This is a genomic window from Sphingomonas sp. SRI_018, from assembly GCF_057586275.1.
Window position 1 is genome coordinate 323,774 of sequence record NZ_JBYCZO010000002.1, and the last position, 24,770, is coordinate 348,543.

General features: G+C 66.9%; 30 protein-coding genes. 17 read left to right on the plus strand and 13 right to left on the minus strand.

Annotated elements, in window-relative coordinates; translation table 11 throughout:
- The first annotated feature begins 120 nt into the window (after positions 1–120).
- The 13 genes from AC2YHA_RS13510 to AC2YHA_RS13570 all read left to right on the plus strand — a co-directional run bounded on the left by AC2YHA_RS13510 (position 121) and on the right by AC2YHA_RS13570 (position 12,077).
- Positions 121–2,139, plus strand: coding sequence for a conjugal transfer protein TraG (locus tag AC2YHA_RS13510; RefSeq protein ID WP_487402008.1), 2,019 nt, complete (start codon positions 121–123; stop codon positions 2,137–2,139).
- Positions 2,140–2,141: 2 nt separating this feature from the next.
- Positions 2,142–2,546: a ribbon-helix-helix domain-containing protein gene (locus tag AC2YHA_RS13515; RefSeq protein ID WP_487402009.1), complete on the plus strand. Its 405-nt coding sequence runs from the start codon at positions 2,142–2,144 to the stop codon at positions 2,544–2,546.
- Positions 2,547–2,590: 44 nt separating this feature from the next.
- Positions 2,591–3,544: a P-type conjugative transfer ATPase TrbB gene (trbB, locus tag AC2YHA_RS13520; RefSeq protein WP_487402310.1), complete on the plus strand. Its 954-nt coding sequence runs from the start codon at positions 2,591–2,593 to the stop codon at positions 3,542–3,544.
- 3 nt (positions 3,545–3,547) lie between these two features.
- Complete coding sequence (locus AC2YHA_RS13525) at positions 3,548–3,880, plus strand: TrbC/VirB2 family type IV secretion system protein (protein ID WP_487402010.1); 333 nt, start codon at positions 3,548–3,550, stop codon at positions 3,878–3,880.
- Positions 3,877–4,146 (plus strand): VirB3 family type IV secretion system protein, encoded by a 270-nt coding sequence (locus AC2YHA_RS13530; RefSeq protein WP_487402011.1) that lies wholly within the window; start codon positions 3,877–3,879, stop codon positions 4,144–4,146. Before AC2YHA_RS13525 ends, AC2YHA_RS13530 begins: the two co-directional genes overlap by 4 nt.
- Positions 4,140–6,593 (plus strand): conjugal transfer protein TrbE, encoded by a 2,454-nt coding sequence (trbE, locus tag AC2YHA_RS13535; RefSeq protein WP_487402012.1) that lies wholly within the window; start codon positions 4,140–4,142, stop codon positions 6,591–6,593. The genes AC2YHA_RS13530 and trbE overlap by 7 nt, the downstream gene beginning before the upstream one ends.
- Positions 6,590–7,342 carry a P-type conjugative transfer protein TrbJ gene (trbJ, locus tag AC2YHA_RS13540; protein ID WP_487402013.1) on the plus strand — a complete coding sequence of 251 codons (753 nt, stop codon included), beginning with the start codon at positions 6,590–6,592 and terminating at the stop codon, positions 7,340–7,342. The genes trbE and trbJ overlap by 4 nt, the downstream gene beginning before the upstream one ends.
- 110 nt (positions 7,343–7,452) lie before the next feature.
- The gene (trbL, locus tag AC2YHA_RS13545) at positions 7,453–8,751 is read left to right on the plus strand and encodes a P-type conjugative transfer protein TrbL (protein ID WP_487402014.1); all 1,299 of its coding nucleotides are present in this window, start codon (positions 7,453–7,455) and stop codon (positions 8,749–8,751) included.
- A 1-nt stretch (position 8,752) separates the two neighbouring features.
- The gene (gene trbF, locus AC2YHA_RS13550; RefSeq protein ID WP_487402015.1) at positions 8,753–9,553 is read left to right on the plus strand and encodes a conjugal transfer protein TrbF; all 801 of its coding nucleotides are present in this window, start codon (positions 8,753–8,755) and stop codon (positions 9,551–9,553) included.
- Positions 9,550–10,395: a P-type conjugative transfer protein TrbG gene (trbG, locus tag AC2YHA_RS13555; protein WP_487402016.1), complete on the plus strand. Its 846-nt coding sequence runs from the start codon at positions 9,550–9,552 to the stop codon at positions 10,393–10,395. Before trbF ends, trbG begins: the two co-directional genes overlap by 4 nt.
- Positions 10,395–11,618 carry a TraB/TrbI/VirB10 family type IV secretion system protein gene (locus AC2YHA_RS13560; protein ID WP_487402017.1) on the plus strand — a complete coding sequence of 408 codons (1,224 nt, stop codon included), beginning with the start codon at positions 10,395–10,397 and terminating at the stop codon, positions 11,616–11,618. The genes trbG and AC2YHA_RS13560 overlap by 1 nt, the downstream gene beginning before the upstream one ends.
- A 7-nt stretch (positions 11,619–11,625) precedes the next feature.
- The gene (locus AC2YHA_RS13565; RefSeq protein ID WP_487402018.1) at positions 11,626–11,841 is read left to right on the plus strand and encodes a DUF2274 domain-containing protein; all 216 of its coding nucleotides are present in this window, start codon (positions 11,626–11,628) and stop codon (positions 11,839–11,841) included.
- Positions 11,838–12,077, plus strand: a complete 240-nt coding sequence (locus tag AC2YHA_RS13570; protein ID WP_487402019.1) for a helix-turn-helix domain-containing protein — start codon at positions 11,838–11,840, stop codon at positions 12,075–12,077. Before AC2YHA_RS13565 ends, AC2YHA_RS13570 begins: the two co-directional genes overlap by 4 nt.
- Here the strand turns inward: AC2YHA_RS13570 and AC2YHA_RS13575 are convergent.
- Positions 12,052–12,318: a hypothetical protein gene (locus AC2YHA_RS13575; RefSeq protein ID WP_487402020.1), complete on the minus strand. Its 267-nt coding sequence runs from the start codon at positions 12,316–12,318 to the stop codon at positions 12,052–12,054. The genes AC2YHA_RS13570 and AC2YHA_RS13575 overlap by 26 nt on opposite strands.
- 759 nt (positions 12,319–13,077) lie before the next feature.
- Between AC2YHA_RS13575 and AC2YHA_RS13580 the strand changes: the two genes are divergently transcribed.
- On the plus strand, positions 13,078–13,350 hold the full coding sequence (locus tag AC2YHA_RS13580; RefSeq protein WP_487402021.1) for a hypothetical protein: 273 nt from the start codon (positions 13,078–13,080) through the stop codon (positions 13,348–13,350).
- Positions 13,351–13,479: 129 nt separating this feature from the next.
- On the opposite strand, the gene AC2YHA_RS13585 is transcribed toward AC2YHA_RS13580, so the two are convergent.
- From AC2YHA_RS13585 to AC2YHA_RS13600, 4 genes are all read right to left on the minus strand, one after another.
- Complete coding sequence (locus tag AC2YHA_RS13585) at positions 13,480–14,583, minus strand: calcium:cation antiporter (RefSeq protein WP_487402022.1); 1,104 nt, start codon at positions 14,581–14,583, stop codon at positions 13,480–13,482.
- A gap of 93 nt (positions 14,584–14,676) precedes the next feature.
- On the minus strand, positions 14,677–14,856 hold the full coding sequence (locus tag AC2YHA_RS13590; RefSeq protein WP_487402023.1) for a hypothetical protein: 180 nt from the start codon (positions 14,854–14,856) through the stop codon (positions 14,677–14,679).
- A 59-nt stretch (positions 14,857–14,915) separates the two neighbouring features.
- Positions 14,916–15,833: a transglutaminase family protein gene (locus tag AC2YHA_RS13595; RefSeq protein ID WP_487402024.1), complete on the minus strand. Its 918-nt coding sequence runs from the start codon at positions 15,831–15,833 to the stop codon at positions 14,916–14,918.
- A 98-nt stretch (positions 15,834–15,931) separates the two neighbouring features.
- Complete coding sequence (locus AC2YHA_RS13600) at positions 15,932–16,054, minus strand: hypothetical protein (RefSeq protein ID WP_487402025.1); 123 nt, start codon at positions 16,052–16,054, stop codon at positions 15,932–15,934.
- On the opposite strand from AC2YHA_RS13600, the gene AC2YHA_RS13605 reads away from it, so the two are divergent.
- A complete protein-coding gene (locus AC2YHA_RS13605) occupies positions 16,047–16,523 on the plus strand; it encodes a hypothetical protein (protein ID WP_487402026.1) in 477 nt (158 codons plus the stop codon). The two genes, AC2YHA_RS13600 and AC2YHA_RS13605, sit on opposite strands and share 8 nt — an antisense overlap.
- A 144-nt stretch (positions 16,524–16,667) precedes the next feature.
- On the opposite strand, the gene AC2YHA_RS13610 is transcribed toward AC2YHA_RS13605, so the two are convergent.
- From AC2YHA_RS13610 to AC2YHA_RS13645, 8 genes are all read right to left on the minus strand, one after another.
- The gene (locus tag AC2YHA_RS13610; RefSeq protein WP_487402027.1) at positions 16,668–16,853 is read right to left on the minus strand and encodes a hypothetical protein; all 186 of its coding nucleotides are present in this window, start codon (positions 16,851–16,853) and stop codon (positions 16,668–16,670) included.
- A gap of 40 nt (positions 16,854–16,893) precedes the next feature.
- Positions 16,894–17,115: a hypothetical protein gene (locus AC2YHA_RS13615; protein WP_487402028.1), complete on the minus strand. Its 222-nt coding sequence runs from the start codon at positions 17,113–17,115 to the stop codon at positions 16,894–16,896.
- Between the two features lie 758 nt (positions 17,116–17,873).
- On the minus strand, positions 17,874–18,653 hold the full coding sequence (locus AC2YHA_RS13620; protein WP_487402029.1) for a hypothetical protein: 780 nt from the start codon (positions 18,651–18,653) through the stop codon (positions 17,874–17,876).
- A 398-nt stretch (positions 18,654–19,051) separates the two neighbouring features.
- Entirely contained in the window at positions 19,052–19,519 is a 468-nt protein-coding gene (locus AC2YHA_RS13625) for a DUF6644 family protein (protein ID WP_487402030.1), read from the minus strand.
- A 9-nt stretch (positions 19,520–19,528) separates the two neighbouring features.
- On the minus strand, positions 19,529–20,026 hold the full coding sequence (locus tag AC2YHA_RS13630; protein ID WP_487402031.1) for a DUF6644 family protein: 498 nt from the start codon (positions 20,024–20,026) through the stop codon (positions 19,529–19,531).
- Between the two features lie 28 nt (positions 20,027–20,054).
- Positions 20,055–20,477 (minus strand): DUF6152 family protein, encoded by a 423-nt coding sequence (locus tag AC2YHA_RS13635; RefSeq protein ID WP_487402032.1) that lies wholly within the window; start codon positions 20,475–20,477, stop codon positions 20,055–20,057.
- A gap of 66 nt (positions 20,478–20,543) precedes the next feature.
- Positions 20,544–21,602, minus strand: a complete 1,059-nt coding sequence (locus AC2YHA_RS13640) for a LysR substrate-binding domain-containing protein (RefSeq protein ID WP_487402033.1) — start codon at positions 21,600–21,602, stop codon at positions 20,544–20,546.
- Between the two features lie 122 nt (positions 21,603–21,724).
- The gene (locus AC2YHA_RS13645; protein WP_487402034.1) at positions 21,725–22,603 is read right to left on the minus strand and encodes a hypothetical protein; all 879 of its coding nucleotides are present in this window, start codon (positions 22,601–22,603) and stop codon (positions 21,725–21,727) included.
- 216 nt (positions 22,604–22,819) lie between these two features.
- Here AC2YHA_RS13645 and AC2YHA_RS13650 point away from each other — a divergent pair, with 216 nt between their 5' ends.
- Positions 22,820–23,395, plus strand: coding sequence for a cytochrome c (locus tag AC2YHA_RS13650; protein ID WP_487402035.1), 576 nt, complete (start codon positions 22,820–22,822; stop codon positions 23,393–23,395).
- 49 nt (positions 23,396–23,444) lie between these two features.
- The gene (locus AC2YHA_RS13655; protein ID WP_487402036.1) at positions 23,445–24,671 is read left to right on the plus strand and encodes a dipeptidase; all 1,227 of its coding nucleotides are present in this window, start codon (positions 23,445–23,447) and stop codon (positions 24,669–24,671) included.
- The last annotated feature ends 99 nt before the right edge of the window (positions 24,672–24,770 follow it).

Here is a 24,770-nt window from a genome sequence, read left to right on the forward strand (position 1 = left end):
TTGCCGAACCTAGCCCTTCCTCGCCCATCAGGGCCGATCAGCGCCATTCTCTTTCCAAGGGCTTAGGCGGACTCTGGGGCCGTCCGGATCGACACTCGGTCGATCGGCGGGAGCCTCGACGTGACGCCTACCAAATTGCTCATCGGACAGATCCTGACCGTCTTCGCGATCGTGTGCCTCGGTGTCTGGGCCAGCACGCAATGGGCGGCGGCGATGCTTGCCTACCAGCCGGAGCTCGGCCCGGCCTGGTTCCATGTCGCCGGCTTGCCGATCTATCGGCCCTGGGCGCTGTTCCTCTGGTGGTATCACTTCGACGCCTATGCGCCGCACGTCTTCGACCGCGCGGGCACGCTGGCCGCCGCCAGCGGATTCATCGGCTGCGGCGCTGCGGTCTTCGGATCACTCTGGCGGGCGCGACAGGCGCGGTTCGTCACCACCTACGGCTCCGCGCGCTGGGCCACGCAGAAGGAGATCGAGCGCGCGGGCCTGCTGCGCGACGCCGGCGTGATGCTCGGGCGTCTCGGCGCGCGCTACCTTCGCCACGACGGACCCGAGCATGTGATGGCGTTCGCGCCGACCCGCTCGGGCAAGGGCGTCGGGCTGGTCGTGCCGACGCTGCTCAGCTGGACCGGCTCCGCCGTCATCCACGACATCAAGGGCGAGAACTGGCAGCTCACCGCCGGCTGGCGATCGCGGTTCAGCCATGCGCTGCTGTTCAATCCCACCGACGCCCGCTCGGCGCGGTACAACCCACTGCTCGAGGTCCGCCGCGGTCCCAATGAGGTCCGCGACGTCCAGAACATCGCCGACATCCTGGTCGATCCGGAAGGCGCGCTCGAACGGCGCAACCATTGGGAGAAGACCAGCCATTCGCTGCTGGTCGGCGCGATCCTCCACATCCTCTATGCCGAGGAGGAGAAGACGCTCGCCCGCGTCGCGACCTTCCTCTCCGATCCGCAGCGTCCGTTCGTCACGACGCTCCGGCGGATGATGACCACCAATCATCTCGGGACCGACGATGCGCCGCAGGTCCATCCCGTCGTCGCCTCCGCCGCGCGCGAGCTCCTCAACAAGAGCGAGAACGAGCGCTCGGGCGTGCTCTCGACCGCCATGTCCTTCCTCGGCCTCTATCGCGATCCCACTGTCGCCGAAGTCACCTCGCGCTGCGACTGGCGCATCGCCGACCTGATCGAGGGCGAGCGGCCGGCGTCGCTCTATCTCGTGATCCCGCCGTCCGACATCAGCCGCACCAAGCCGCTCGTGCGCCTGGTGCTCAACCAGATCGGCCGACGCCTGACCGAGCGCCTCGACCAGCCTGGGCCGGGGCGCCGGCACAGGCTGCTGATGATGCTCGACGAGTTCCCGGCGCTCGGACGGCTCGACTTCTTCGAGACCAGCCTCGCCTTCATGGCCGGCTACGGCATCCGCGCCTTCCTGATCGCGCAGAGCCTCAACCAGATCGAGAAAGCCTATGGCGAGCACAACTCGATTCTCGACAACTGCCATGTCCGCGTCGCCTTCGCGACGAACGACGAGCGCACCGCCAAACGGATCTCCGACGCGCTCGGCACGGCCACGGAGCAACGCGCGATGCGCAACTATGCCGGCCACCGGCTCGCGCCCTGGCTCGCCCATGTCATGGTTAGCCGCCAGGAGACTGCGCGGGCGCTGCTGACCCCGGGCGAGATCATGCAGCTTCCGCCCAAGGACGAGCTGGTGCTCGTCTCGGGAATGGCGCCGATACGCGCTCGCAAGCTGCGCTATTTCACCGATCGCAACTTCACCGCCCGCGTCGCGGCGCCGCCTGCGCTGTCCGATGGCCGCTATACCGACCGGCCCGATGCGCAGGCCGACGACTGGGGCGGGATCGTCCGCAGCCCGGATGCGCGTCTCGGCGAGTCGGAGGCGGCCGAAGAACTGGCCGATGACGGCGGCCTCGAGCAGCAGCGCCATCCCGGCTTGCCGGAGCACACGTCGCCGCAGCCTGAAACCACGCCCGATCCGGCGATAGCGCCGGCCGACGAGGAGGACATCGCCGCCGACCAGCGCGCCATGGACCAGGCGCGTGGCCTCACCGCCGTCGCCCGCGGCTACGCCCTCAACGAGGGCAGCGACCATGATCTCGTGCCGGGGCTCTGACGATGAAGGTCCGGCAAAACCTCTATATCGATCGCGAGCTCAGCGACGCGCTGGAGGCGCTCGCCGCCGGCACGGCCGGCAACAAGTCCCGGCTCGTCAACGACGCGCTCGCCGACTGGCTGGCGCGGCGCGGCACGAAGGAGATCGACGATCTCCTCAAGCTTCGCCTCGACCGGATTAATCGCGAGATCGAGCACGCCCGTCGCGACATCGAGGTGCTGCTCGAAAGCCTGTCGCTGTTCGTGCGCTATCAATTGATGGTGACGGCGCCACTGCCCGACGCTGATGCGGCGGCTGTGGCGGTGGGCCGCGACCGGTTCGAGAAGTTCGTCGCGCAGGTCGGGCGCCAGCTCGCCGCCGGCAAGCGCACGATTGGCCATGACCCGAGCACTGGAGGCGCATCGTGAGCGCCGGCGGCTCGGATACCGTCTCCGAAGGCCGGCGCCGCGCGATGCTGCGCACCGCCATGGGTCCGACGATCGCGGCGGCGCTCGCCGATCCGCTCGTGCTCGAAGTCATGGTCAATCCCGACGGGTCGCTCCGCCTCGACCGGCTCGGCGAAGGGCGCACCGACACGCAGGTCCGCTTCGATCCCGCGCAGGTCGAACGGATCATCCGCCTGGTCGCCTCCCACGCCCGCACCGACGTCCACGCCGACCGGCCGATCGTTTCCGCCGAGTTGCCGCCGCATGGGCAAGGCGCGGGCGAACGCTTCGAGGGTCTGCTGCCGCCGGTGTCGCTCGGCCCCTGCTTCTCGATCCGAAAGCCGGCGACTCGCCTCTACACGCTGATGGATTACGTGAACGACGGCATCATGTCGGCCGATGCGGCGCGGCTGCTGTCGCTCGCCGTCGTCGAGCGTCGTAACATCCTCGTCGCCGGCGGCACCAGCTCGGGCAAGACCACCCTCGCCAACGCGTTGCTCGCTGAGATGGCGCATCTCGACGAGCGCGTGCTGCTGATCGAGGACACGCGCGAGCTCCAGTCACCCGCCGCCGACACCGTCGCGCTGCGCACCCGGCCGGGCGCGGTCACCATGGCCGACCTCGTCCGCTCGACGCTGCGCCTCAGGCCCGACCGCATCATCGTCGGCGAGGTGCGCGGTCCCGAGGCGCTCGACATGCTCAAGGCCTGGAACACGGGCCATCCCGGCGGGATCGCCACCGTCCACGCCAACAGCGCCGCCGCCGCGCTCTATCGGATCGAGCAGCTCGTGCAGGAGGCGGTGGTCACTGTGCCGCGGCGGCTGATCGCCGAGGCGGTCGACCTCGTCGTGTTCATCGAAGGCCGCGGCACCGCGCGGCGTGTCCAGACCGTCGCCCGGCTCGCCGGCCTCGATCTCGCCGGCAACTACGGCCTCGTCGACCTCACCCCCACTACCGAACCGTCCACCCACGGAGACTGATCCATGTCCAGATTCTGCGCGCCTATCCGTCCGCTTTCGCCCCTGCCGCTGCTCGCCTTCGGCCTGGTCGCGTTCTCGGCCCAGGCCTGGGCCGGCGGCTCGGGCATGCCCTGGGAAGCCCCGCTCCAGCAGGTGCTGGAGTCCGTCCAGGGGCCGGTGGCCAAGATCGTCGCGGTGATCATCATCATCACGACCGGCCTCACGCTGGCGTTCGGCGAGACCGCGGGCGGGTTCCGGCGGCTGATCCAGATCGTGTTCGGCCTGTCGATCGCGTTCGCGGCCTCGTCCTTCTTCCTCTCCTTCTTCAGCTTCGGCGGCGGGGCGCTCGTCGCGTGAACGGCGGAGCGCACATCGAGGGCTTCGAGGCGTCGATCCACGGCAGCCTCGGCCAGCCGATCCTGCTCGCCGGGGCGCCGCGCGGCCTCGCCATCGTCAACGGCACGATCGCGGCGGCGATCGGCCTCGGCCTTCAGCAATGGCTGGCCGGCATTGCGATCTGGGCGGTGGGGCACAGCCTCGCCGTGTTCGCCGCCCGCCGCGACCCCGACTTCGCGCCAGTGCTGCTCCGGCACCTGCGCCAGAAGGGGCACTTCGCATGCTAGCGCTGCACGAATACCGGCACCGCGCCGACCGGCTCGTGGACCATCTGCCCTGGGCGGCGCTGGTCGCGCCCGGCGTCGTCCTCAACAAGGACGGCAGCTTCCAGCGCACGCTCGCGTTCCGCGGCCCCGATCTGGAAAGCGCGACCGAGGCCGAGCTCGTCGCCGCCTCGGCGCGCGCCAACAACGTGCTCCGCCGCTTCGGCTCGGGCTGGGCCCTGTTCTTCGAGGCCGAGCGGCGCGAGGCACCCGGCTATCCCGAGAGCCGCTTCCCCGACCCCATCTCCTGGCTCGTCGACGAGGAGCGCCGCGCCGGCTTCGAGGCCGAGGGCGAGCATTTCGAGAGCCGCTACTACCTGACGTTGCTCTGGCTGCCCGCGCCCGACAGCAGCGATGCCGCCGGCCGGGTGCTGGTCGATCGGCCAGACGATAACGGCGCCCGCGACTGGCGCGGCGAGCTCGCGCGCTTCGTTGCCGAGACCGACCGCGTGCTCGACCTGTTCGGCGGCTTCATGCCGGAGGTGCGCGCGCTCGATGATGCCGAGACGCTGACCTATCTTCACGGCACTGTGTCGGACCGGCGCCATCTCGTCGCGGTTCCCGACACGCCGATGTATCTCGACGCGCTGCTCACGGATACGCCGCTCGCCGGCGGGCTCGAGCCGCGCCTCGGCGACCGGCACCTGCGCACCGTCACCGTGCTCGGCTTCCCGAGCCTCAGCCGTCCCGGCATTCTCGACGCCCTCAATTCCGCCGACTTTGGCTATCGCTGGACGACGCGCTTCATCGCGCTCGACAAGACCGACGCGACCCGAGTGCTCACCCGCATCCGGCGCCAGTGGTTCAACAAGCGCAAGTCGATCAGCGCGCTTCTGCGCGAGGTGCTCTACAATCAGCCGGCGCAACTGCTCGACAGCGACGCCGACAACAAGGTCGTCGATGCCGACCTCGCCTTGCAGGAGCTCGGCGGCGACCATGTCGCCTTCGGCTATCTGACAGCGACCATCACCGTCGCCGACGCCGATCGCGGCCGCGTCGAGGAGAAGGTCCGCGCGGTCGAGCGCATCGTGGGCGGGCTCGGCTTCACCTGCGTGCGTGAGACGATCAACGCGGTCGAAGCCTGGCTCTCGTCGCTGCCGGGCCACGCCTATGCCAATGTCCGCCAGCCGCTCGTCCACACCCTGAACCTCGCCCACCTCATGCCGCTCTCGGGCATCTGGGCAGGGCCGGATGCGAACCGGCATCTCGGTGGGCCGCCGCTTCTCTATGCGCAGACTTCGGGCACGACGCCGTTCCGGCTGTCGACCCATGTCGGCGACGTGGGGCATATGTTTGTCGTCGGGCCCACCGGCGCCGGCAAGTCGGTGCTGCTGGCGCTGATCGCGCTGCAGTTCCGGCGATATGCGGGTTCGCAGGTCGTCATCTTCGATATGGGCTTTTCGGCTCGCGTAGCTGTCCTTGCGATGGGCGGCGCGCATTATGCACGGGGCGCCTCGGGCGACGAGACCGGCCTGGCGTTCCAGCCGCTGCGCCGCATCGACGAGCCCGTAGAGCGCGCCTGGGCGGCCGAATGGCTGGGCGCGCTGCTCTCGCACGAGAAGGTCGCAGTCACGCCGCAAGTCAAGGACGCGGTCTGGTCGGCCTTGGGTAACCTCGCCACCGCGCCGGTCGAGCAGCGGACGCTGACCGGGCTTTCCATGCTGCTCCAGTCGGCGCCGCTCCGCATGGCGCTCACGCCCTACACCGTGGAAGGTCCCTATGGACGGCTGCTCGATGCAGCCGACGAGACGCTCGCGTTCGCGGACGTGCAGTGCTTCGAGACCGAGGCGCTGATGCAGCAGGCGGGCGTGGTCGCGCCGGTCCTCGACTATCTCTTCCATCGGCTCGAGGCGCGATTCGACGGCCGAGCAACGCTCCTCATCCTCGACGAGGCCTGGAAGTTCCTCGACCATCCGCTGTTCGCCGCGCGGATCCGGGAATGGCTGAAGACCCTGCGCAAGAAGAACGTCGCGGTGCTGTTCGCGAGCCAGAGCCTCGCCGATATCGCCGAGAGCAGCATCGCGCCGGCCATCATCGAGAGCTGCCCGCAACGCATCCTGCTGCCCAACGACCGCGCGATCGAACCGCAGAGCCGACAGGCCTATGAGCGCTTCGGCCTCAACGACCGCCAGATCGAGCTGATCAGCCGGGCCACCCCCAAGCGCCACTATTACCTCCAGTCCGCGCGCGGAAATCGCCTGTTCGAGCTCGGCCTCGGTCCGGTGGCGCTCGCCCTGTGCGGCGCGTCCGGTCCCGAATGGGTCAAGCGCGTCGACGCGCTGCTCGCCGAGCATGGCGCCGATAAGTTCGCGCAGCGCTTCCTCCGCGATGCCGGGCTCGACTGGGCCGCCGACCTGCTCGCCCGCTTCCCAGCTCCCCAACCGCAGACCTTAGAGGAGACAAGATCGTGACCCGTTCTATCTATTCGTCCTCACGCAAGCACGTCATCGCCGCCGCGCTCGGCCTGGCCGCCGCAACGTCGCTCGGCATGGCGGTCATCACCGCGCCGGCATCCGCGCAGATCACCGTCTTCGATCCCAACAACTACAGCCAGACCATGCTGACCGCCGCCCGGACGCTTCAGCAGATCAACAATCAGGTCCGCTCGCTCCAGAACGAGGCGACGATGCTGCTCAACCAGGCCAGGAATCTGAGCCGCATCGATTTCCCCGAGCTGCAGGCGATCACCCAGCGCCTTCAGCAGATCGACCGGCTGATGGATCAGGCGCAGGGGCTGAATTTCCGCGTCGCCGGGCTCGATCAGCAGTTCCGCCAGCTCTTCCCCCTGGACTTCGATCGGGCGCTCTCGACCGACGATCGGGTGATCGCGGCGCGCCAGCGGCTCGACACCGCCATGGCCGCCTATCGCCAGACCATGACGGTCCAAGCGCAGGTCGCCGAGAATGTCAGCGCCGACGCGCAGAGCCTCAATGCGATCGTGGCCAAGAGCCAGGGCGCCGAAGGAGCACTGCAGGCGGCCCAGGCGACCAACCAGCTGCTCGCGCTCACCGCCAAGCAGCAGTTCCAGATCCAGACCCTGATGGCCGCGCAGTATCGCGCCGACGCCATCGAAGCCGCGCGCCGCGCCCAGGCGGAGGCCGAAGGGCGCGCCGCCACCCGGAAGTTCCTCGGCACCGGCTCCGCCTACACGCCCCAATAGCCGGACGCCGGCCGAGCGGCGGCGGTTCGCCTCCCGCCGCCGTCGCCGCGGGGCGTGGCCAAGCTCCCCCGCCATGCCCCGCGGCACCCCACCCGCGAAGGAAAGCGCAAGTGCAGGACCTCAACGTCATCGACCGCTTCATGGCCGCCTTCATCCGCTACATCGACAGCGGGTTCGGGCTGCTCGGTCCCGACGTGGCTTTCCTCACCACGGTGCTGATCGGCATCGACATCACGCTCGCCGGGCTGTTCTGGGCGATGGGCGGCGAGCAGGACGTGATCGGCCGCTTCCTCAAAAAGATCCTCTACATCGGCGCATTCGCGCTGATCCTGAACAGCTTCTCGACGCTCGCCGACATCATCTTCCGCTCGTTCGCCCAGGCCGGGCTCACCGCAGGCGGCGGCACGCTGTCGGCCGACGATCTGCTCAAGCCCGGCCGCCTCGCGGGCACCGGCTTCTCCGCGGCTTGGCCGCTGCTCGAGCAGGCATCGAGCATGATGGGGTTCATCAGCTTCTTCGAAAACTTCCTGACGATCGCCGTGCTGCTGTTCGCCTGGGCGATCGTGATCCTCGCCTTCTTCATCCTCGCGGTGCAGATGTTCGTGACTATCATCGAGTTCAAGCTGACCAGCCTCGCCGGCTTCATCCTCGTGCCGTTCGCGCTGTGGAACCGGACCAGCTTCCTCGCCGAGCGCGTCCTCGGCAACGTCGTCTCGTCCGGCATCAAGGTCATGGTGCTCGCCGTCATCGTCGGTATCGGCTCCAACTTCTTCGAGGAGTTCACGACCTCGATGCAGGGGCAGGAGCCCGATCTCGGCGCGGCGATGAGCCTGGCGCTCGGTGCCCTTTCGCTGTTCGGCCTGGGCATCTTCGGTCCGGGCATTGCCTCGGGCTTGGTCGCCGGCGCGCCGCAGCTCGGCGCCGGCGCAGCCGTCGGCACGACCCTTGGTGCTGCCGGCGTCGTGGCGCTCAGCGGCGGTGCCGCGATCGGCGCGGCTCGCCTGGCGGGCGCGGGCGCGCTCGGCGCCGTCCGCGCCGGCACAACGATGGGCTCGGCGGCGTCCACCGCCTACAAGTTCGGACAGGAAGCGTCGAGCTCCCCGACCGTGGGCGCCGGCCTCAAGGGCGTCGCGCAGGCGACCGCAGGTGCAGCCCGGCAGAAGGCAAGCGCGGCATTCGGCCTCAGGGACGCGGCGGAAGCGGGGCGCGCCGCCGCCTGGTCTGCGCTCGCCGGCGGTGATGGCGCCCAGCCATCGCCTTCGAGCGAAGATGCCGCGCCGTCATGGGCCCGGTCGCTGCGCCGCCAGCAGGACGCGCGGCACCACCGCCACATCGCGCTTCAGACGATCAAGGAGGGCGACCGTGGCGGCGCCTCGGCCGCCCCCGACATCAAGGAAAAGGAGGATTGAGATGCGCTTCAAGCGAAGCGTTCAGCGCTACGGGCGCACGCCCGAACCGGAGACGCCTTACCAGCGCGCCGGGCAGCTGTGGGACGAGCGCATCGGCTCGGCACGCGTCCAGGCCCGCAACTGGCGGCTGATGGCGTTCGGCGGCCTGTTTCTCACCACCGCCATGTCGGCCGCACTCGTCTGGCAATCGCTCCAGAGCAAGGTCGTGCCCTATGTCGTCGCGGTCGACCGGCTCGGCGAGGCCCGTGCCCTCAGCGAAGCCGAGCGCGACTACCAGCCGACCGACGCACAGGTCGCCTGGCATCTTGCGCGCTTCATCGAGCAGGTCCGGTCCGTCTCGCTCGATCCCGTGCTGATGCGCCGCGACTGGCTGTCCGCCTACGACTTCGTCACCCGGCGCGGCGCGCAGTTCCTCGGCGACTATGCGCGCGCCGCCGATCCGTTCGCCGCCGTCGGCGAAAGGACCGTCTCTGTCCAGGTGACGAGCGTCGTCCGCGCCTCGGACCGCTCGTTCCAGGTCAAATGGACCGAGACCGCGTTCGAGCGCGGCGTCCGGACCGGCACGTCCAACTGGACCGGCATTCTGACGGTGGTGCGGAAGGCCCCGACTTCGGCAGAGACGCTGCGGCGCAATCCCCTCGGCATCTATGTCGACGCGATCGACTGGAGCCGCGAGCTCGACCCGACGCCCGTGCCCACACCGGCGCCGGGCCCATCGCCGAGCGTGCCGCTCGGCTCGCCGCTCGACCCGAATCTCGCGTTCGAACCGCCATCCCCCACCGCCACGGAGAACCGGCAATGAACCGTCAGCTCGCCCTCGCGGCGCTCGCCGCAGCCGCTACCGTCCCGACCGCCGCATCCACCGCATTCGCCCAGGTGACCGACGGCCGGCCGCAACGAAGCGTCGCCGCGGTCCGCGCCGCCAATGCCGAGGCCACCCTGGAGCCCCGGCGCCCCGATTTCGTGAACGCGACGGCGGTCTATCCCTTTTCCGAGGGGACGATCTACCGCGCCTACACCGCGCCCGAGCGCGTGACCGACATCGCGCTGCAGCCGGGTGAGAACCTGATCGCGGTCGCGAGCGGAGATACCGTCCGCTGGGTAATCGGCGACACGAGCAGCGGCGCGGGTGCCGAGAAGCGCGTCCATGTGCTGGTGAAGCCGTTCTCGACGGGGCTCGCCACCAACCTGGTCATTACGACCGACCGGCGAACCTACCACATCGCGCTCACCAGCACGGCCGGACCAGCAATGGCGGCGCTGTCGTGGAGCTACCCGCAGGATGAATTGCTCGCCGTCCGGCGCGCGCAGGAGGCCGCCGCGGCCGCCGCGCCGGTCGCCGCAGGGCTTGAGATCGAGCGGCTCAACTTCGCATACGAGATCTCGGGAGACCGGCCGGCCTGGCGTCCGCTGCGGGCTTTCGATGACGGGCGGCAGACCTTCATCGAGTTCCCGCCGTCGCTCGCCGTCGGAGAAGCGCCGCCGCTGTTCCTGGTCGACGAGAGGGGCGAAGCCCAGCTCGTCAACTACCGGCTGCGCGGCCGCTACTATGTGGTCGACCGGCTGTTCGACGCGGCGGAACTCCGCCTCGGCACGAAGCGCCAGCAGGTGGTGCACATCAGCCGGACCGGCAGGAGGTCGTGATGACCGACACTGCCGCCACTCCTCCCCAGGCCGCCGCGCCGGCCAAGGTCGATCCGGGAACGCTCGTCCTTCGGGCACGGCCCGCGCCCGCAATCCGCTTCAAGCGCGGCATCATTATCGGCCTGACGGCGGTCGCCATCGTCCTGCTGGTCGTGACCGCCTGGTTTGCGCTCAAGCCGCGAAGCCTGCAGCTGGTCGGCGAGCAGAGCGACCTTGCCGAGCCGGCAAAGGCGCCAGCCGATGCCCTCAGCGCGCTTCCCGCCAGCTACGGCGACGCACCGCGGCTCGGCCCGCCGCTACCGGGCGATCTCGGCCGCCCCATCCTCAAGCACCAGCAGGCGATCGCGGCGGAAGGGACGCCCCCTCCGACAGTGGCCGAGCAAGCCGAACAGGCGGCACGCGAGCAAGCGGCTGCCAAACGCAGGGCGGCACGCGAATCAGGCGTGCTGGTGCAGACGGGCAATCGGCCGATCGGAACGGAGGCCGCCGCGCCCACCGCTGCGGCTACCGCTCCCACCGCTGCGGCTACCGCCCCCACCGGTGCCGGCAGGCTAGCTTTGGACCCGGACAGCGATCCGAACGCGCAGCAGCGCAAGGCGGATTTCGTCGCTGCGCAAGATCGCGACGGCGACGTCAATCCGCATGCGGTCAGACCGGCAGCATCACCCTATGTGCTCTCGGCAGGAAGCGTGATCGCCGCCAGCCTGATCACCGGCCTCCGCTCCGATCTGCCCGGCCTGGTCACGGCGCAAGTGACCGAGCGCGTGTTCGACAGCGCGACAGGAAATATCCTTCTCATCCCGCAGGGCGCGCGCCTCATCGGCACCTATGATTCCGTGGTGGCGTTCGGGCAACGACGCGCACTCGTCGTGTGGCAGCGGATCGTCTTTCCGAACGGCAGCTCGCTGCGGATCGAGAATGTGCCGGCGACCGATCCGGCGGGTTACGCCGGCCTGGAGGACAAGGTCGATTTCCACACCTGGACGCTGCTCAAGGGCGTCGCGATCTCGACGCTGCTCGGCGTCGGCTCGAATCTCACGTTCACCGGCGAGAGCGACCTCGTGCAGGCTATTCGGGAGTCCACTCAGCAGAACGTCGCGCGCGCCGGTGACCAGTTCACCTCGCGCAATCTCCAGATTCAGCCGACGATCACCATCCGGCCTGGCACGCCGGTGCGGCTCGTCGTGCACCGCGACCTCGTGCTTGCTCCATCATCTGAATAGGTGACCCATGTCAGACTTGAAGCTTCCCAAGCTGCCAGACCGCACACCGATCAAACTCACGATCAGCATCACACCTGACCTCCAAGCCGCACTGAACGACTATGCAAAAGCCTATGCGGAAACCTATGGCCGCGAAGAGCCCGTGACGGAACTCATTCCGGCAATGCTCACGGGCTTTGTCGAGGGCGATCGTGCCTTTATGCGCTCGCGAGCGAAGCGATGAGCAAAGGGCGGACCATCGAGGACCGCTATAGTGCGGTAGAGGCAACACTCGCCCTGCTCGAGGATCTGCCGGCCGAGCCGATCTGCGTCCGGGTGGCAACCGCGGTTAAACTGACCGGTATCCCGCGGTCCACGCTTTATGAGCTGATTGGCTCCGGTGAACTTGAAACCGCAAAGATCGGCCGATCCACCTTCATCCTTTACGCCAGCCTCAAGCGGCTGTTCGAGAAGCACTGACGTCTGCTAGTCGATCAGCGTTCGTGAATTGCGTGCGCATGATGGCGAGCTTGGCGGTAAGTTGCCGAAGAACCCGAGTGCGATGCTCGAAGGTGTTGTGTTGCTCGCCCACGCGGCCGTCGATAAAGTCTCTCGAAAATGACTCGGCCATGTCGTGGAGTGCCGCTTCCAAAGCGTCAGCCTCTAAGGAGCGAACCGCCCCGTCCTGCGTAGGCGCAGCAGTCTCAAAATAGGTGCTCATGTCGTGTCTCCGTCAGTGAGCGGGAGCACGAAACATCTCTCAGCCGCGACCGCGCTCGTAGCATGGGCTGCGATGCGTTTGATATGGGGCTGGTACTCAACATTGCTACGGGGCTCGATTGCCGGATGCGGATATTCGTCAAGCGTTTCTACCGGCGATACGCGCCTCGACGTCGATGCATTACTTGATGTGCCAATTGTGATAATATGGGCCCATAAGGGCGACTCAACGAGCAACCTTGGCTTGAGATCATCGTGCTCCGGTTTCGCGGAAGCATAAGCGATGAGTATCGAATATTATGCGAAGAGACTGAAGGTATCCTTGGCTGCGGCCAAGGCAGCGGCGGAGCCTACTTCCCGGATAGCTCATGAGGGTATGGCGAGGGCCTATCGCAAGCTCCTGGATGGCTTGCTTACCCCGCTTGAGCGAGCCAAGCGCAAGGTCTGGCCGGAGTCGCGCGATACGCAGCTCCGTAGCGCCGTGGATCAATGGGAAAACGAAGGCGGAGGGAATCCTAAATAGCTCACTGGCTTGCGCTTCGAAAAGCCCGAAGCCGAGTGAAGCTAGTGCGGACCACAGCAGCTCGGCGGTCGTTTGTGGTAGTTGCCGGACTCGCAGGACGATTGAGTTCCTGTCCCGACGAACCCGCGTCTGTCAGAGTTCGGAAGATCGTCGTGCCGGGCGATCGTCTGATCGTAGACGCATCCTGCACCCGTTCGTCACGGTCGATCGTTCCATCTTGAAGCGAGCGAGTGGGATATGCCTCAGCTCCGCTTGCTCGATGTTACCCTCTCCGGCCATGCAAGGATCGACGCCTATGAGATGGATCTCAGGGCAACGACGGCCGCGCACCGCCTTGTTCTCAACGCCCTGAAGCTCGACTACGGCGATGCCATTCCGCTTCGCCTCCCGTCTGCGCCGCCCGAGGTGTCCGATCCCGACGCTGATAGCTGCCGCATGTTCAGATCGTCGATCCAGCGGCGCGAACGACTGGCATTGGAACTTTGCTGCCATTCCCCCTACGGGCGTTGAACAGCAGCCTATAGCAGGAGCGGATGTTCGCACGTTTGTCTGATCTATTCCGATCTGCGAGCAGGTTGGCCGGAACCGGAATGGCAGATCACGAGCCGAAACCGGGAAATGCAGCCGCTCGCTCAACGGTCATGGGCTGAAAACGAGCACCAGAAAGACGAAGAACAGCGATATGTGCACGGCACCTTCCAGCATGGTGGTCCGTGTGCCCGAGAAGGTCAGCGTGTTCAGCATCAACGTCACCACGAGCAGCACCATGTTCGCCGGAGAGACGCCCAGAATCACCGGCTGGCCGGTCGTCAGTCCGATGAACAGCACGGCCGGCACCGTCAGACCGAGCGTCGAGGTCGCGGCACCCAGGCAGAGATTGATCGCTCGGGTCAGCTGATTGGCGGCAACAGCATTCAATGCCGAGATGCCCTCGGGCATGAACACGATCAACGCGATGAGGATTCCGCCGAGGGCGGTCGGTGCGCCGAGCACGGCAATGCCGTGATCGAGCAGCTTCGCCAGATCTTTCGAGAGGATAACGATCGGCAATATGTTCGCCACGAGCACCGCGACGCGTGTTGCGGTCGAGCCGGGTGCGCGCCGGTGGTGCGGGAGCGGCGTTGCGGCCTCATCCTCCGGGCGCTCGGCAACGGCAACGAAGAAACCGCGGTGCCGGCCGGTCTGGAGCCATAGGAAACTGCCATAGAGGGCGATCGTGAAAGTCGAGAAGAACAGCGCCTGAGGAAGAGAGAGCATACCCACCGCGCTCGACGTCGTGAAGTTCGGTAGCACCAAGGCGATGACGCTGAGCGGGATGATCACTGCCAGATAGGCGCTTGCCCCCTGCAGGTTATAGCTCTGCTGATGGAAGCGAAGCCCGCCGACCAGAAGGCACAGGCCGACCACGCCGTTGAGGACGATCATCAAGACCGCGAACATGGTGTCGCGGCCAAGCGTCGGCACCTGTCTGGCGCTCAGCATCACCGCGCCGATCAGCGCGACTTCGATGATGACGATCGATAATGTGAGGACGAGTGTGCCGAGCGGCTCGCCCAAACGTTCCGCCACCTCCTCCGCCTCGTGTACTACCCCAAATGCCGCCCACAGGGTGACGCCGAGCAGCCAGGCAGACAGGACAGCGGTGATCGCCGGATGCCCGCCGATCAGCCGGACTGGCTCGGCAAGCTGCATGGCCGCCACGGTCGCCCATGCAACCGCCAATCGCGGGGTCGCGCGTTTCATTCCTCTCCCATAGTCGGCGGAGCATCGGTTGTCCGGACAACTCGCACCGGGGTCGAACGCTCTACGCGCTCTCCTCTACTACGCAGGACGCCGTTAGCTTGACGGCGTCTGCCTCTCTGCCGACACGAGCTCTGCAGCGCGCTTGGCTTCGTGGCGCAAACGGCGCGCATAGCTGCGCGCGTGGGAGTGGTGAATGCGATAGCCGACCACTACGGCGACGAGCAACGCCATGAGCAGCATGAGCACATAGGCGACGATCAGTCTCAGTTCCATTTCTAGTCTCCACGCGCCATGGTTCGGCGCGACTACAGGAAGGCGGATGCCGTGCGCCCTCAAACCGGCGCCGGCACCTCCAAATCCGATCGCGCAGCGAACCCGTTGCCGCACCTGACCATCACTTCCACCGCCATTTCCACCAGATCCTGCGGGGCGCCCTGATAGCTGCCTTCGAGCGGCGGTATCTGAACGATGTTCCGCCCCACCGCCACCGGCACGAGGTTCGCCTCGCCCATACGCCCATTGGTGGGATCGAAGGCTATCCAGCCCGCACAGGGAAGATAGACTTCCGCCCAGGCGTGCGTTGCGCCATGCTGCCGAGCTTCACCCGAAAGCGCGCCGGACGCGGGAGGATCGTATAGGTAGCCCGAGACCGCACGCGCCCCGAACCCCAGATGGCGCGTCGCTTCGATGAACAACGTCGCCAGATCACGGCAGGAGCCGCTCGCGCGGTCGATCGTTTCCAGCGGCGGTTGAGTACCCTCCTCGTGGCGCTCTGCATAGGCGACGCCGGCGCGCGTGGCGGCATTGAGATCCTGGAGCAGTGCGAGCGTATCGGTTGCGCCGCTCGCGACGATCGAACGCGCCCACGACATTAGCCGCCCATCCGGATCGGAGTGCTCGGGAACAAGCAACCCGCCAAGATCGATGCGCTCGTCCGCCGAATAGGCGAACGGAAATCGGTGGGCGTGCGGCGCGATCTTGAACACAGGCCAGGCGGTCGCGCCCTGCTCGACGACCATACGGCTGGTCACCGTGAGTTCGTCGGAGATGTCCGAAAAACTGGCCGTCGCGATCAGATTCCCAAACACATCTTGCGTCCAATCGATCGAGGCGGGCGGCGAGCAGCTCAGCAGCGCGGTCACCAGCTTGAGGCTATGGCTGCCGCGTGGGCACAGCCTCATCCGGTGGGGAAGCAGCGTTACCGCGCGCGCATAGCGGTAGGTGGTGCTATGGCAGATCGTGAGCAGCATGCGCTCGCTCCCAAAATGGTGTCGCGGCAGGGCACAGGATCACGCCGCGACGTTTGTCACCGTTCGCGGTTGTCTGGTCCTCGGCCGGCTGCGGCCGCTCACTTCGCCAAGTTGGACGCCGGAACTCCCTTCACCGAGGGATTGGATGCGTTCTTCTTGGGCGGACCGGGCTTTTTGGGCTTACGGGTTTCCTTATTGCCCTTGCGCTGGCTCTTGGCCATCGGTTGCTCCTCCTTCGCGTTCGAGCCTGCCGGCCAACGCTCTGACCCGGATTGGAGCAGCGATCCGGCCTACACCCCGGTGCTCGCCCGCACCAGCCCGGAATGCGCTCACTCGCGCGATGCGCGCGCCAGCATCGCGCGTGGCGTCGACATTCTCGCCGACACGGTGTGGGTCACGATCCGGAGGCTGTTCGAGGTGCGGTGCCGGTGCAGCCCCGGCGTTCAGCTTCCGGAGGCGCATTCGCTCCTCCCGCTTGTCGGCGGCGAGCGCTTCCTTGGCCCAGGCAGCCGCAGCAAGCGCTGCGATCCGCTGTACGTTCGGCAGCACCGCGTTCGAGGCGAGTTGACGTTGCTGCGCTTCCTGCGCGCGGCCTATGGTGGAGGAAGGTTGCATTGCATGATCCTTTCCAGGCGGAACTGGGCGATCGTCGGGCGCAGCGGCCAATCGCCGCATATGGTCGGGAGCTAGTCCGCCCGACCCACGCGCCACGGGAGACCGGGCAACCGCACCAAGTTCCGGCCGCAACGGGCGCAGACGCTGGTGAAGTGGCCGCGGTCCCAATGGTTGCGCGCCGGATCGGGGAGATGGGTTCCGAACAGCCGATGAAGCAGGTCAAGCATCGGCGGTTCCAATGGGTTGCGCGCGCCGCGCCGCGGCCAGCGCGTCCTTGAGCGTGCTGTAGCGATAGCCGTTCCAGTGGAAGTAATCGACGGGGACGCGCTCGATGCCGCAGGCCGCCATCGCCTGCGCAGGATCGTCAGCGATCGGATGGGTAGATTCGGGGTTTCTCGGCGACATGATGGTTCCTTGCTGCGGCGCTTGTCCGCTAATCGTGGATTCAGCCGACGCGCCGCTGCCACCACTGCGTGCGCGTCACCGCTCCGGTGAGGACCCGGGAACCATAGGCCTTGGCGACAACGGCCGCGCCCTCGGCGTTCATGAACACGACGCGCGTTCCTTGGGGAAGGAGCGGCTCGATCGCGCTGATCGCAGCATTGTGCTTGGCCGACATGGCAATGACCTGATCGACGGTGGCATCGATGTTGACGGCGCGCGACATGTCAAATCTCCCGCGCCATCGGTATGGCGGCCTTCTGCAACGGCGCGCCACCGTCGTCCGCCCATGCGGCTGACCACGCTTCGAGGTCACGTGCCTGCGTGGCGTCTGGGGCGTGGGTGTTCGGGAGCGAGAGAATTGGCCGCGAAGGCTTCAACGGCCTGCGGCTGAAGGAACGTGGAGGAGCGATAGTGACCGCACTTCGAGTGACGCGCATTGGGGAGATCTGAAACATACAACGCTCCGCGCTAGAGCGGGAGCACGAAACATCTCTCAGTCGCATCCTAGCTCATGAGCGAAACGGCGCGATACCACCCATATAGGGGGTCGGTGCGCGTTTTGCCACGATATCGTACGGCAACGAAGCGCGACGGGCTTGCCTTCTCGAAGGTGCCAGGGAGGCTACCGCTCGAGATGATCACCGGGAAACGGCAGCTTCTGTCAGAAGCAGACGTTCACGCGCAGATCGAGGTCTAGCTGGAATTGGTCGATAACAGCCGCGACAGCGCACCCAAAGGGAGAGCTCTCCAAAAAGTGCAACCAACCGACAGAGCTGACGATCGCGGACGGGGCCACGGGGCCTGAGCTGAGACATGGCCAACGCCCCACAGACAAACCATCGCAGCGGGCGTCATGTCGCCGAAGATGCGGGCGACGACGTCCAGACACGTTAGACGCAGTAACGTTGGCCAGCCGAAGGCCGGATTTGGGAACGAGCGTGCTCGATAAGGCCCGGAGTGTATCCGGTAAGATTATTGGGATCATTGCCTGCTTTTCTCGATATAGCGGCGGCTGATTTCTCGCGCCTGCGTCTCATACCAATCGGCCGCCTGTGTGCTGCCCTGGCTGCTGACGCGCCGGAGATATTCAGGTCCGAGCGCCCCGGTCTGCCGTCCGACTTCGCGGGCCGCCGCGCTCATCCATCGGTCCGCATCCGCCTTGCCATAAGAGGAAGCGCGGCGACGATATTCACCTTGCAGATTGGTGAAAGCCGCCGCCTGTGTGCGTTCAAGAACGTAATCCGGAACGACTCCGGTAGATGCCGGCGCTGTGCCAGCTTCTGTTCCACCAGTGCTTACATAGCTGCTGGCGATCTGACGCGTGCGGGACGTAAGCCAGTTGTCGGCTGCTTTTTGTCCGCTAGAACGGACGCGGCGATGATACTCCGGCGTGAGCGCCCCGACCTGTCCCCCGACACTCTTCAAAGTGGTGCTCACCCAATTCCTTGAACTCGTCGAGCCATAGGCTGCGAGGCGGCGTCCATATTCCGGATCAAGCACGTCGATTACCGTCTCTTTTAGCCGTTCCATGGTTGCCGCAGGAATGGGGGAGTTGGGCCGCGACGATTGCTGCTGCTTGCCCCTTTCCGAAGCCCGTCGCTCGCTGTTGATACGGTCCATTTGTGTATTGTAGGTGTTGATGGAGCCAATATTCTGATTCAGAATCATCGCTCCGAAATCCGTATCGAATATCTGCGCGCTTGCAGAACCGGGGAAAGCTGCGACAGCGGCCAGAAACGGCGTCAGAAATCGAATGCGCACGTCATTTCTCCTCGATGACTTCACACAGGAATCCAGACCATCCTACCTGGATCAAAAGAACTCGATCATCATCTACCTCGCCAGACAGAAGAGATACAATCCGATATGAATGTGGGATGACCTATTGGCGAAACCTCTTTCGCCCATCGGCGTGCGATGTTTCCATCGACAGATCGATTCCGGCATAGTGCTTCATGGCTGCTTTCCTCTTTCAGTTCGACAACCAGAAGGTGCGCCGCCCAGCCGGCCCGAGGAAGCAGCCACAAATTACACGATGACTCATAAGAGCGGAGCCACCGCCGCATCGAGGCGAGCTGGATCATGGCGAGGTAATTGGCGGCGAGCTTGCCGTTGTAGCCTGTTGGTGGGCGCGAACGGAGGCGGCGCTTGCCGGTGCGTCAGATCAGGCCGATCAGCCTTCCCGCGATCGCGACCGAGAGCCACGCTGCGACCACGACCACACCGGCCACCCGCCAATACCGGCTCGGATGGTCTCCAAAGGTCAATCGCCGGTCGAGGATCGCATAGCCGGCGACCGCCGCGGCGAGCAGCACGAGCTTCACCCAGAAGACGGGATTCGTATAGTATTTATAGGGTCCGGCGGCGACCAGCCCCGCCCCGGAAAGCACCACCATCAGCAGCGCGCCGACGAACAGCGGGCGGAGCGCATCCGCCAAAGCGCCGGCCCAGTCGCGCCGCACAAGTATCCCGGCGGTCGACAGCCCGACTGCGGCGACAACCCCGCCGAGCAGCGACAACGCGATGAGATGCGCCGCCTCGGTGAGAGCGAAGGCAGTGGTCGACTCCCGCAGGAATTGGCCCGGAGGTGTGTTCCCCAGCGCTTCGAACAGCTTCAGCAGCGACATGACGGCCCTTCAGACAAAATAGGCGATCAGGCGCCCGGCGGTGATGATCCCCGCCCAGAGCAGCAGCGAAGCGAGCGCCGCCGCCTTGACCGCGAGAGGGATCGGGTGGTCCACCGCGCCCCACGCCGCGATCCGGCGATAGCTCGTCGCATGGAACACGGCCATGTTGAGGCCGGCGAGCACCAGCAGCACGAGCTTCGCGCGGAGGAAGCCGTTCTGCCAGATATGCTCGGCCTGGGCGGCGAACAGCAGGCTGCCGCTGATCGCCATCACGGCGAAGCCGATCCAGGTGAGCGGCAGGAACTGGCGCGCGACCAGCGCCGCCGGCTGGCGGGCGAGCACGGCGCCGAGCAGCCTCAGGTCGACGATCGCGATGGTCCCGACGAGCAGCCCGAGGCCGAGGATGTGGAAGGTCTGGACCACCGGAAAGACGATTTCCGATTCGCGCAGCGCGGTGGCCCAGCCGGTCTCGGCGATCCAGTGGATGGCTTGGTAGGTGAGCGACATGGAACGGGGAGGGGATTGTCGGCCGCGCTCAGGACGGCCGGCGGCCGGCGGGCGCCGCTTCCGGACCGCCGTCGCCCGGCGTCCCGCCGTTGACCACGGTGCCGTTGGGCAGCGTCACCCGGCGCGCGTCGACGATCTTGGCGCCGCTCTTGGCCAGATAGCCGTCGACGATCAGCGTGTCGCCGATCTTGATGTCGCCCTTCTTGAAGCCGCGGCGGGACAGCGCGCCCGGCCCCGCCCCCTCGCAGGCCCAGTTCGTCACCTTGCCGTTCCGTCCGACGACGTCGACGTAGAAATAGGAATGGGGATTGGTCCACTCGATCTTGGTCAGCTTGCCGACCAGCCGGACCGGCTTGCTGGCGTCGTACATCGCCGAGAAGGAATGATGGGCCGCTGCCGCGGTCGCGGTCAGCGCAGTCGCAGAGGCGAGAAGCAACAGGAACGGGCGCATGACGTCATCTCCTTTGATCGTGCGAGTGCAACGGCGGCGTCCCGCGCCGCCAATAGCGATTGGCTATCAGCTCATGCCAACCGCCGTTCCGAAGGCGCTGGCGAGGCGCAGCCGCGCGCGGGGGAGGGTGCCGCCCGCGCCGATGCCGCGCAGCATCTCCAGGCGCTCGGGCCAGCGCGGCAGGGCGAGGTCGGCGGGATAAGTCTCATCGCCGTTCGCGATGCGGACGATCGCCTGCCGGTTGAGGCCGGACAGCAGCGCGATCAGCTCGACCAGCGGCGCGCGCAGCACGCGGTCGCGCCGCAGCACGGCCCAGGTCACGCACGGCCGGAACAGGCCGTCGAGCGGGACGACTGCCAGCCCCTCTTCACCGCCGGGATCGACGCCCATTTCCGCGAGCAGCCCGACACCCAGGCCGCGCCGCGTCATCGCCTTGATCACCTCGGCGTCGCGCAGCGTATAGGCGAAGCGCGGCGCGAGACCCGCCTCCAGGAAGGTGCGGGCAAGCGACAGCGGCGCCGTCCGCGACGTATCGTAGGTGATGAGCGGGAAGCGCGCGAGCTCGGCCAGGGTCGGCGGAAGCGAGCGCTGGGCCAGCGGATGATTCCCCGGCACCAGCGCCACCGGATCCCAGCTGAACAGCGGGATCGCCACGTCGCCGGCCGGCAGCCGCCCGTCGGTGCTGAACAGCATCAGGTCCGCGTCCGCCTTGTGGCGGTTCGCCTCGCTCGCGTCGGCGGCGAAGCCGAGCTCGACGTCGAGGTCGGGATAGGCGCGCCGCAGCTGCGGCAGGATATGCGGCAGCACGAACTGCGCCTGGATGTGCGTGGTCTCGATGCACAGCGAGCCACCCATGTCCGATCGCTGGTTGGCGACGAACGACCGGATGTTCTCCGCTTCCGCCGCGATGATGCGCGCGCGCTCGACGATCTCCTCGCCCGCGGCGGTCAGCCGTTCGAGGTTGCGTCCGCGGCGGACGAAGAGCTGCACGCCCAGCTCATCCTCGAGTTGCTTGAGCTGCTTCGACAGGCCGGGCTGGGTCGCGTTCACGCGCTCCGCCGCGACCGTGATGTTGAGCCCCGCATCGACGATCGCCAGCAGATAACGAAGCTGCGCCAGCGTCATCGCGGCGCGCGTCCCACGGCATCGGCCTCGATCCCCATCGTACCCCCCTCTGTCTATGTCGGGGGTAATCTCTACTGATTTGATGGGATATAAAGATAGTTTCGCTTCCAGGCCCTCATGCCTCACTTCTTGTCGTCATAGTCGTCGGGTGAGGGCGGGACGTCCGGCAAGGCGCCGTAATCCTTGCCGCGGTTGCCGTCGGGGCCGATCGGGCCGGGACCGGGACCGATGTGGGCGGCGTCGATGTTGTTCTCGTTGCAGGCATATTCGCTGAGCCCTTCGCGCGGCTTCCCGAGCACCCAGGTGCGCGAGAAGGTGAAGGGGCGCGTATAGTATTTGGAGTCCGTCACCTTCATTTCGAGGTGGATGTGGTCATGGTCGGGCCGCGTCCAGCGTTCCTCGACCACCGTCGCATCGCTCTGCGGGTTGGCATTCTCGTCGATCCACAGCTTGCCCTCGCTGCTGTCGTGGAAGCCGCTGGTCTCGATGACGAGCGTGTCGCCCTCCCAATGCCCGATCGGATTGCCGAAGTAGCGCGGCTCCTGGTCGGGATCGCGCTCGCGCCCGTCGATCGGGACGAAGCGATGGGTGTTGTAGAGATAGAGCACCGCGAGCCGCTGCGGCGTGTGCAGGATCTCGAAGGGCAGTCCGCTGGCGTTGTGCCGCGGAATGCCGCCCAGGATGCAGAGCGCCTCCGGGTCGATCGTCTTGGTGAGATTATATTCCAGCGCGGCCTTTCCGGCCGGCGTGAACGGCAGCTGGAAACTGGGCTGGTCCTTGCCGATGTTCCCGCCCGGTTTTCCCGGCTCGCGCAGCGGTTTCCAATAGCCGGTGAGGTCGGGCTTGCCGTCCAGCCCGCGCGGGGCCGGACGGGACGGACCGGTCGGCTCCTCGCCGCGCAGGCTGGAGCCTTCGCCGAAGTCGCTGCCGTATTTGGCCGCGGCGGGTCCGGGCGCCTGCTGCGCTGCCAGCGGTGAGGCAAATGCCAGCATGGCCACCATCGCCGCAACGCGTTTCGCTCGATCGCCCACCTGATCCTCCGAGAAAATCTGGAAGGCGCGATTATGGGCGACGGCGGGAGCGCGCGCCCATAACAACTCGTCATGTGGCTATGCCGCGGCGCGGGTCATGCCGATCGCTCACTTCGTCATAGCCATTGGTTCTTTGCGCGAAACGGCTGCGGATCGGAGGCAAGGGCTCCCTGTTCGGAGTCGACGATGCCGAGGCGCCTGGCCGCAATCCTGTCCGCGATTGTCCTGACCGGTTGCGGAGGCACGGCCGGGCGTCACGAACCGCTCCCTCGCGGGACCATCCAGTCGATCATGGCCGATGGGGTCGATCCGTCGGCGGATGCGATCTGGGCGGCGGTCGGCACGGTCGAGACGGCGGCGGGTACGCGGACTGCCGAGCCCCGCACCGAGGCGGATTGGCACAAGCTGGAGGAGCAGGCGCTGCATCTGATCGACGCGGCGAAGCAGCTCGACGGCTTGCCGCCGGCGGTGCCGCCGAATGCCGAGGTCGCCGATGCCGACACGCTCGGCACCCGGACCGGTGCCGAGATCGATCGCGACATTCAGGCGGACCCTGCCGCATTCCGGGCGCAGGTGCAGACACTGGATCAGGCCGCGCGCGAGATCCTTGCTGCGCTTCGCAAGCGCGACACCTCGGCCGTGCTGACGGCGGGCGAGCGGCTCGATGCGGCCTGCGACGCCTGCCATTTCCAATACTGGCACCCGCGCACCAGGCCCCAGGCGATGCCGGCGGCGGAGGAATTCGAGAAGCACCGGCTCTAGCCCGCCCAACCGCAAGCAGCGGTGCGGTCGAATGACGAAGGGAAAGATCATGACCTCGAACGCTCATCCGAAACCTGCCCGCCGCCATGTGCTGGGCTTGCTCGGCGCATCGCTGCTCGCGTTGGCGCAAGCGGCACATGGGCAGTCGATCGTCTTCGATCCCCATCTCGACCTGCCGCCGTCCGCCGCGTCGCCCGAATGGACCGGCGTTGCGGACCCCGCCTCGCAGTTCGATCTGCAGCGTGCGCGGCAGGGCGGTCTCACCGCCGCCGGTATCGCGCTGTTCGTACCGCAGGGCGATCGCAGCCCCGCGGCGCTCGCCGAAGCGAAATGGTCGCTGACCGCGCATTATCGTGCATTGCGCTCGCTGACCGACGGAAAGGCCGGCGCGGAGCTGGCGCTGGCGCCCGACGATGTCCGGCGCATCGTGCAGGCGGGAAAGTTCGCCGTCGTCGAGACGCTGCTCAACGCCTGGCCGCTCGGTGACGACCTCGACGAGATTGACCGCTGGTATGGGCGAGGCGTCCGGTTCTTCGGGTTCGTCCACGCCGGCAACAATCAGTTCGCCGATTCCTCGCGGCCGGCGCTGGCGCGGGGCGACAAGGCCGACGAGAACGGCGGCCTGTCGCCACTCGGGCGCGACGCGGTGACGCGGCTCAACGATCTCGGCGCCGTGATCGACGTATCGCAGCTTTCCGATCGCGCGTTCGATCAGGTGCTGGCGCTGAGCCGCGCGCCCGTGATCGCGAGCCATTCGGGCCTGCGCGGCCGGGTGGACGTCCCGCGCAACCTCACCGACGCGCAGCTCGACGCGCTCAAGGCCAAGGGCGGGGTGATCGGCATCGTCGCGTTCAGCGCCTATACGCATATCGACAGCGCCGCGACGCAGGCGGCGATCGCTGCGTTGAAGCAGGAGTTCGGCCTCCCCGCCACCGGCGCCGGGACGCTCCCGTCGGACCGTCAGGCGGACTATGCCAGACGCCTGGCGGCCATCCGCGCCGCCGAACCGAAGGCCAGCCTGTCCGAGTTCGTCGACGCGATCGACCTCGCGGTGAAACGCATCGGCGTCGACCATGTCGCGATCGCGTCCGACTTCAACCATGGCGGCGGCGTGACCGGCTGGTCGAACGTCGGCGAGACGGCGAACGTGACCGCCGAGCTCAGGCGCCGAGGCTATTCGCAAGGCGACATCGACAAGCTCTGGGGCAGCAATCTGCTGCGCGTGTGGCAGGCCGCGATCGATGCGAGGAACCCCGGTTACGTCGTGGCCAGATGAGCGAAGCCTGCTCCGTTCTGCCCGCGCCCCGAAATCGGAGCGCGGGCCTTTCCTAGAGTCTGTCCTGGCCCGATAGAAACGGTGTCTGTGCTCCTGCGA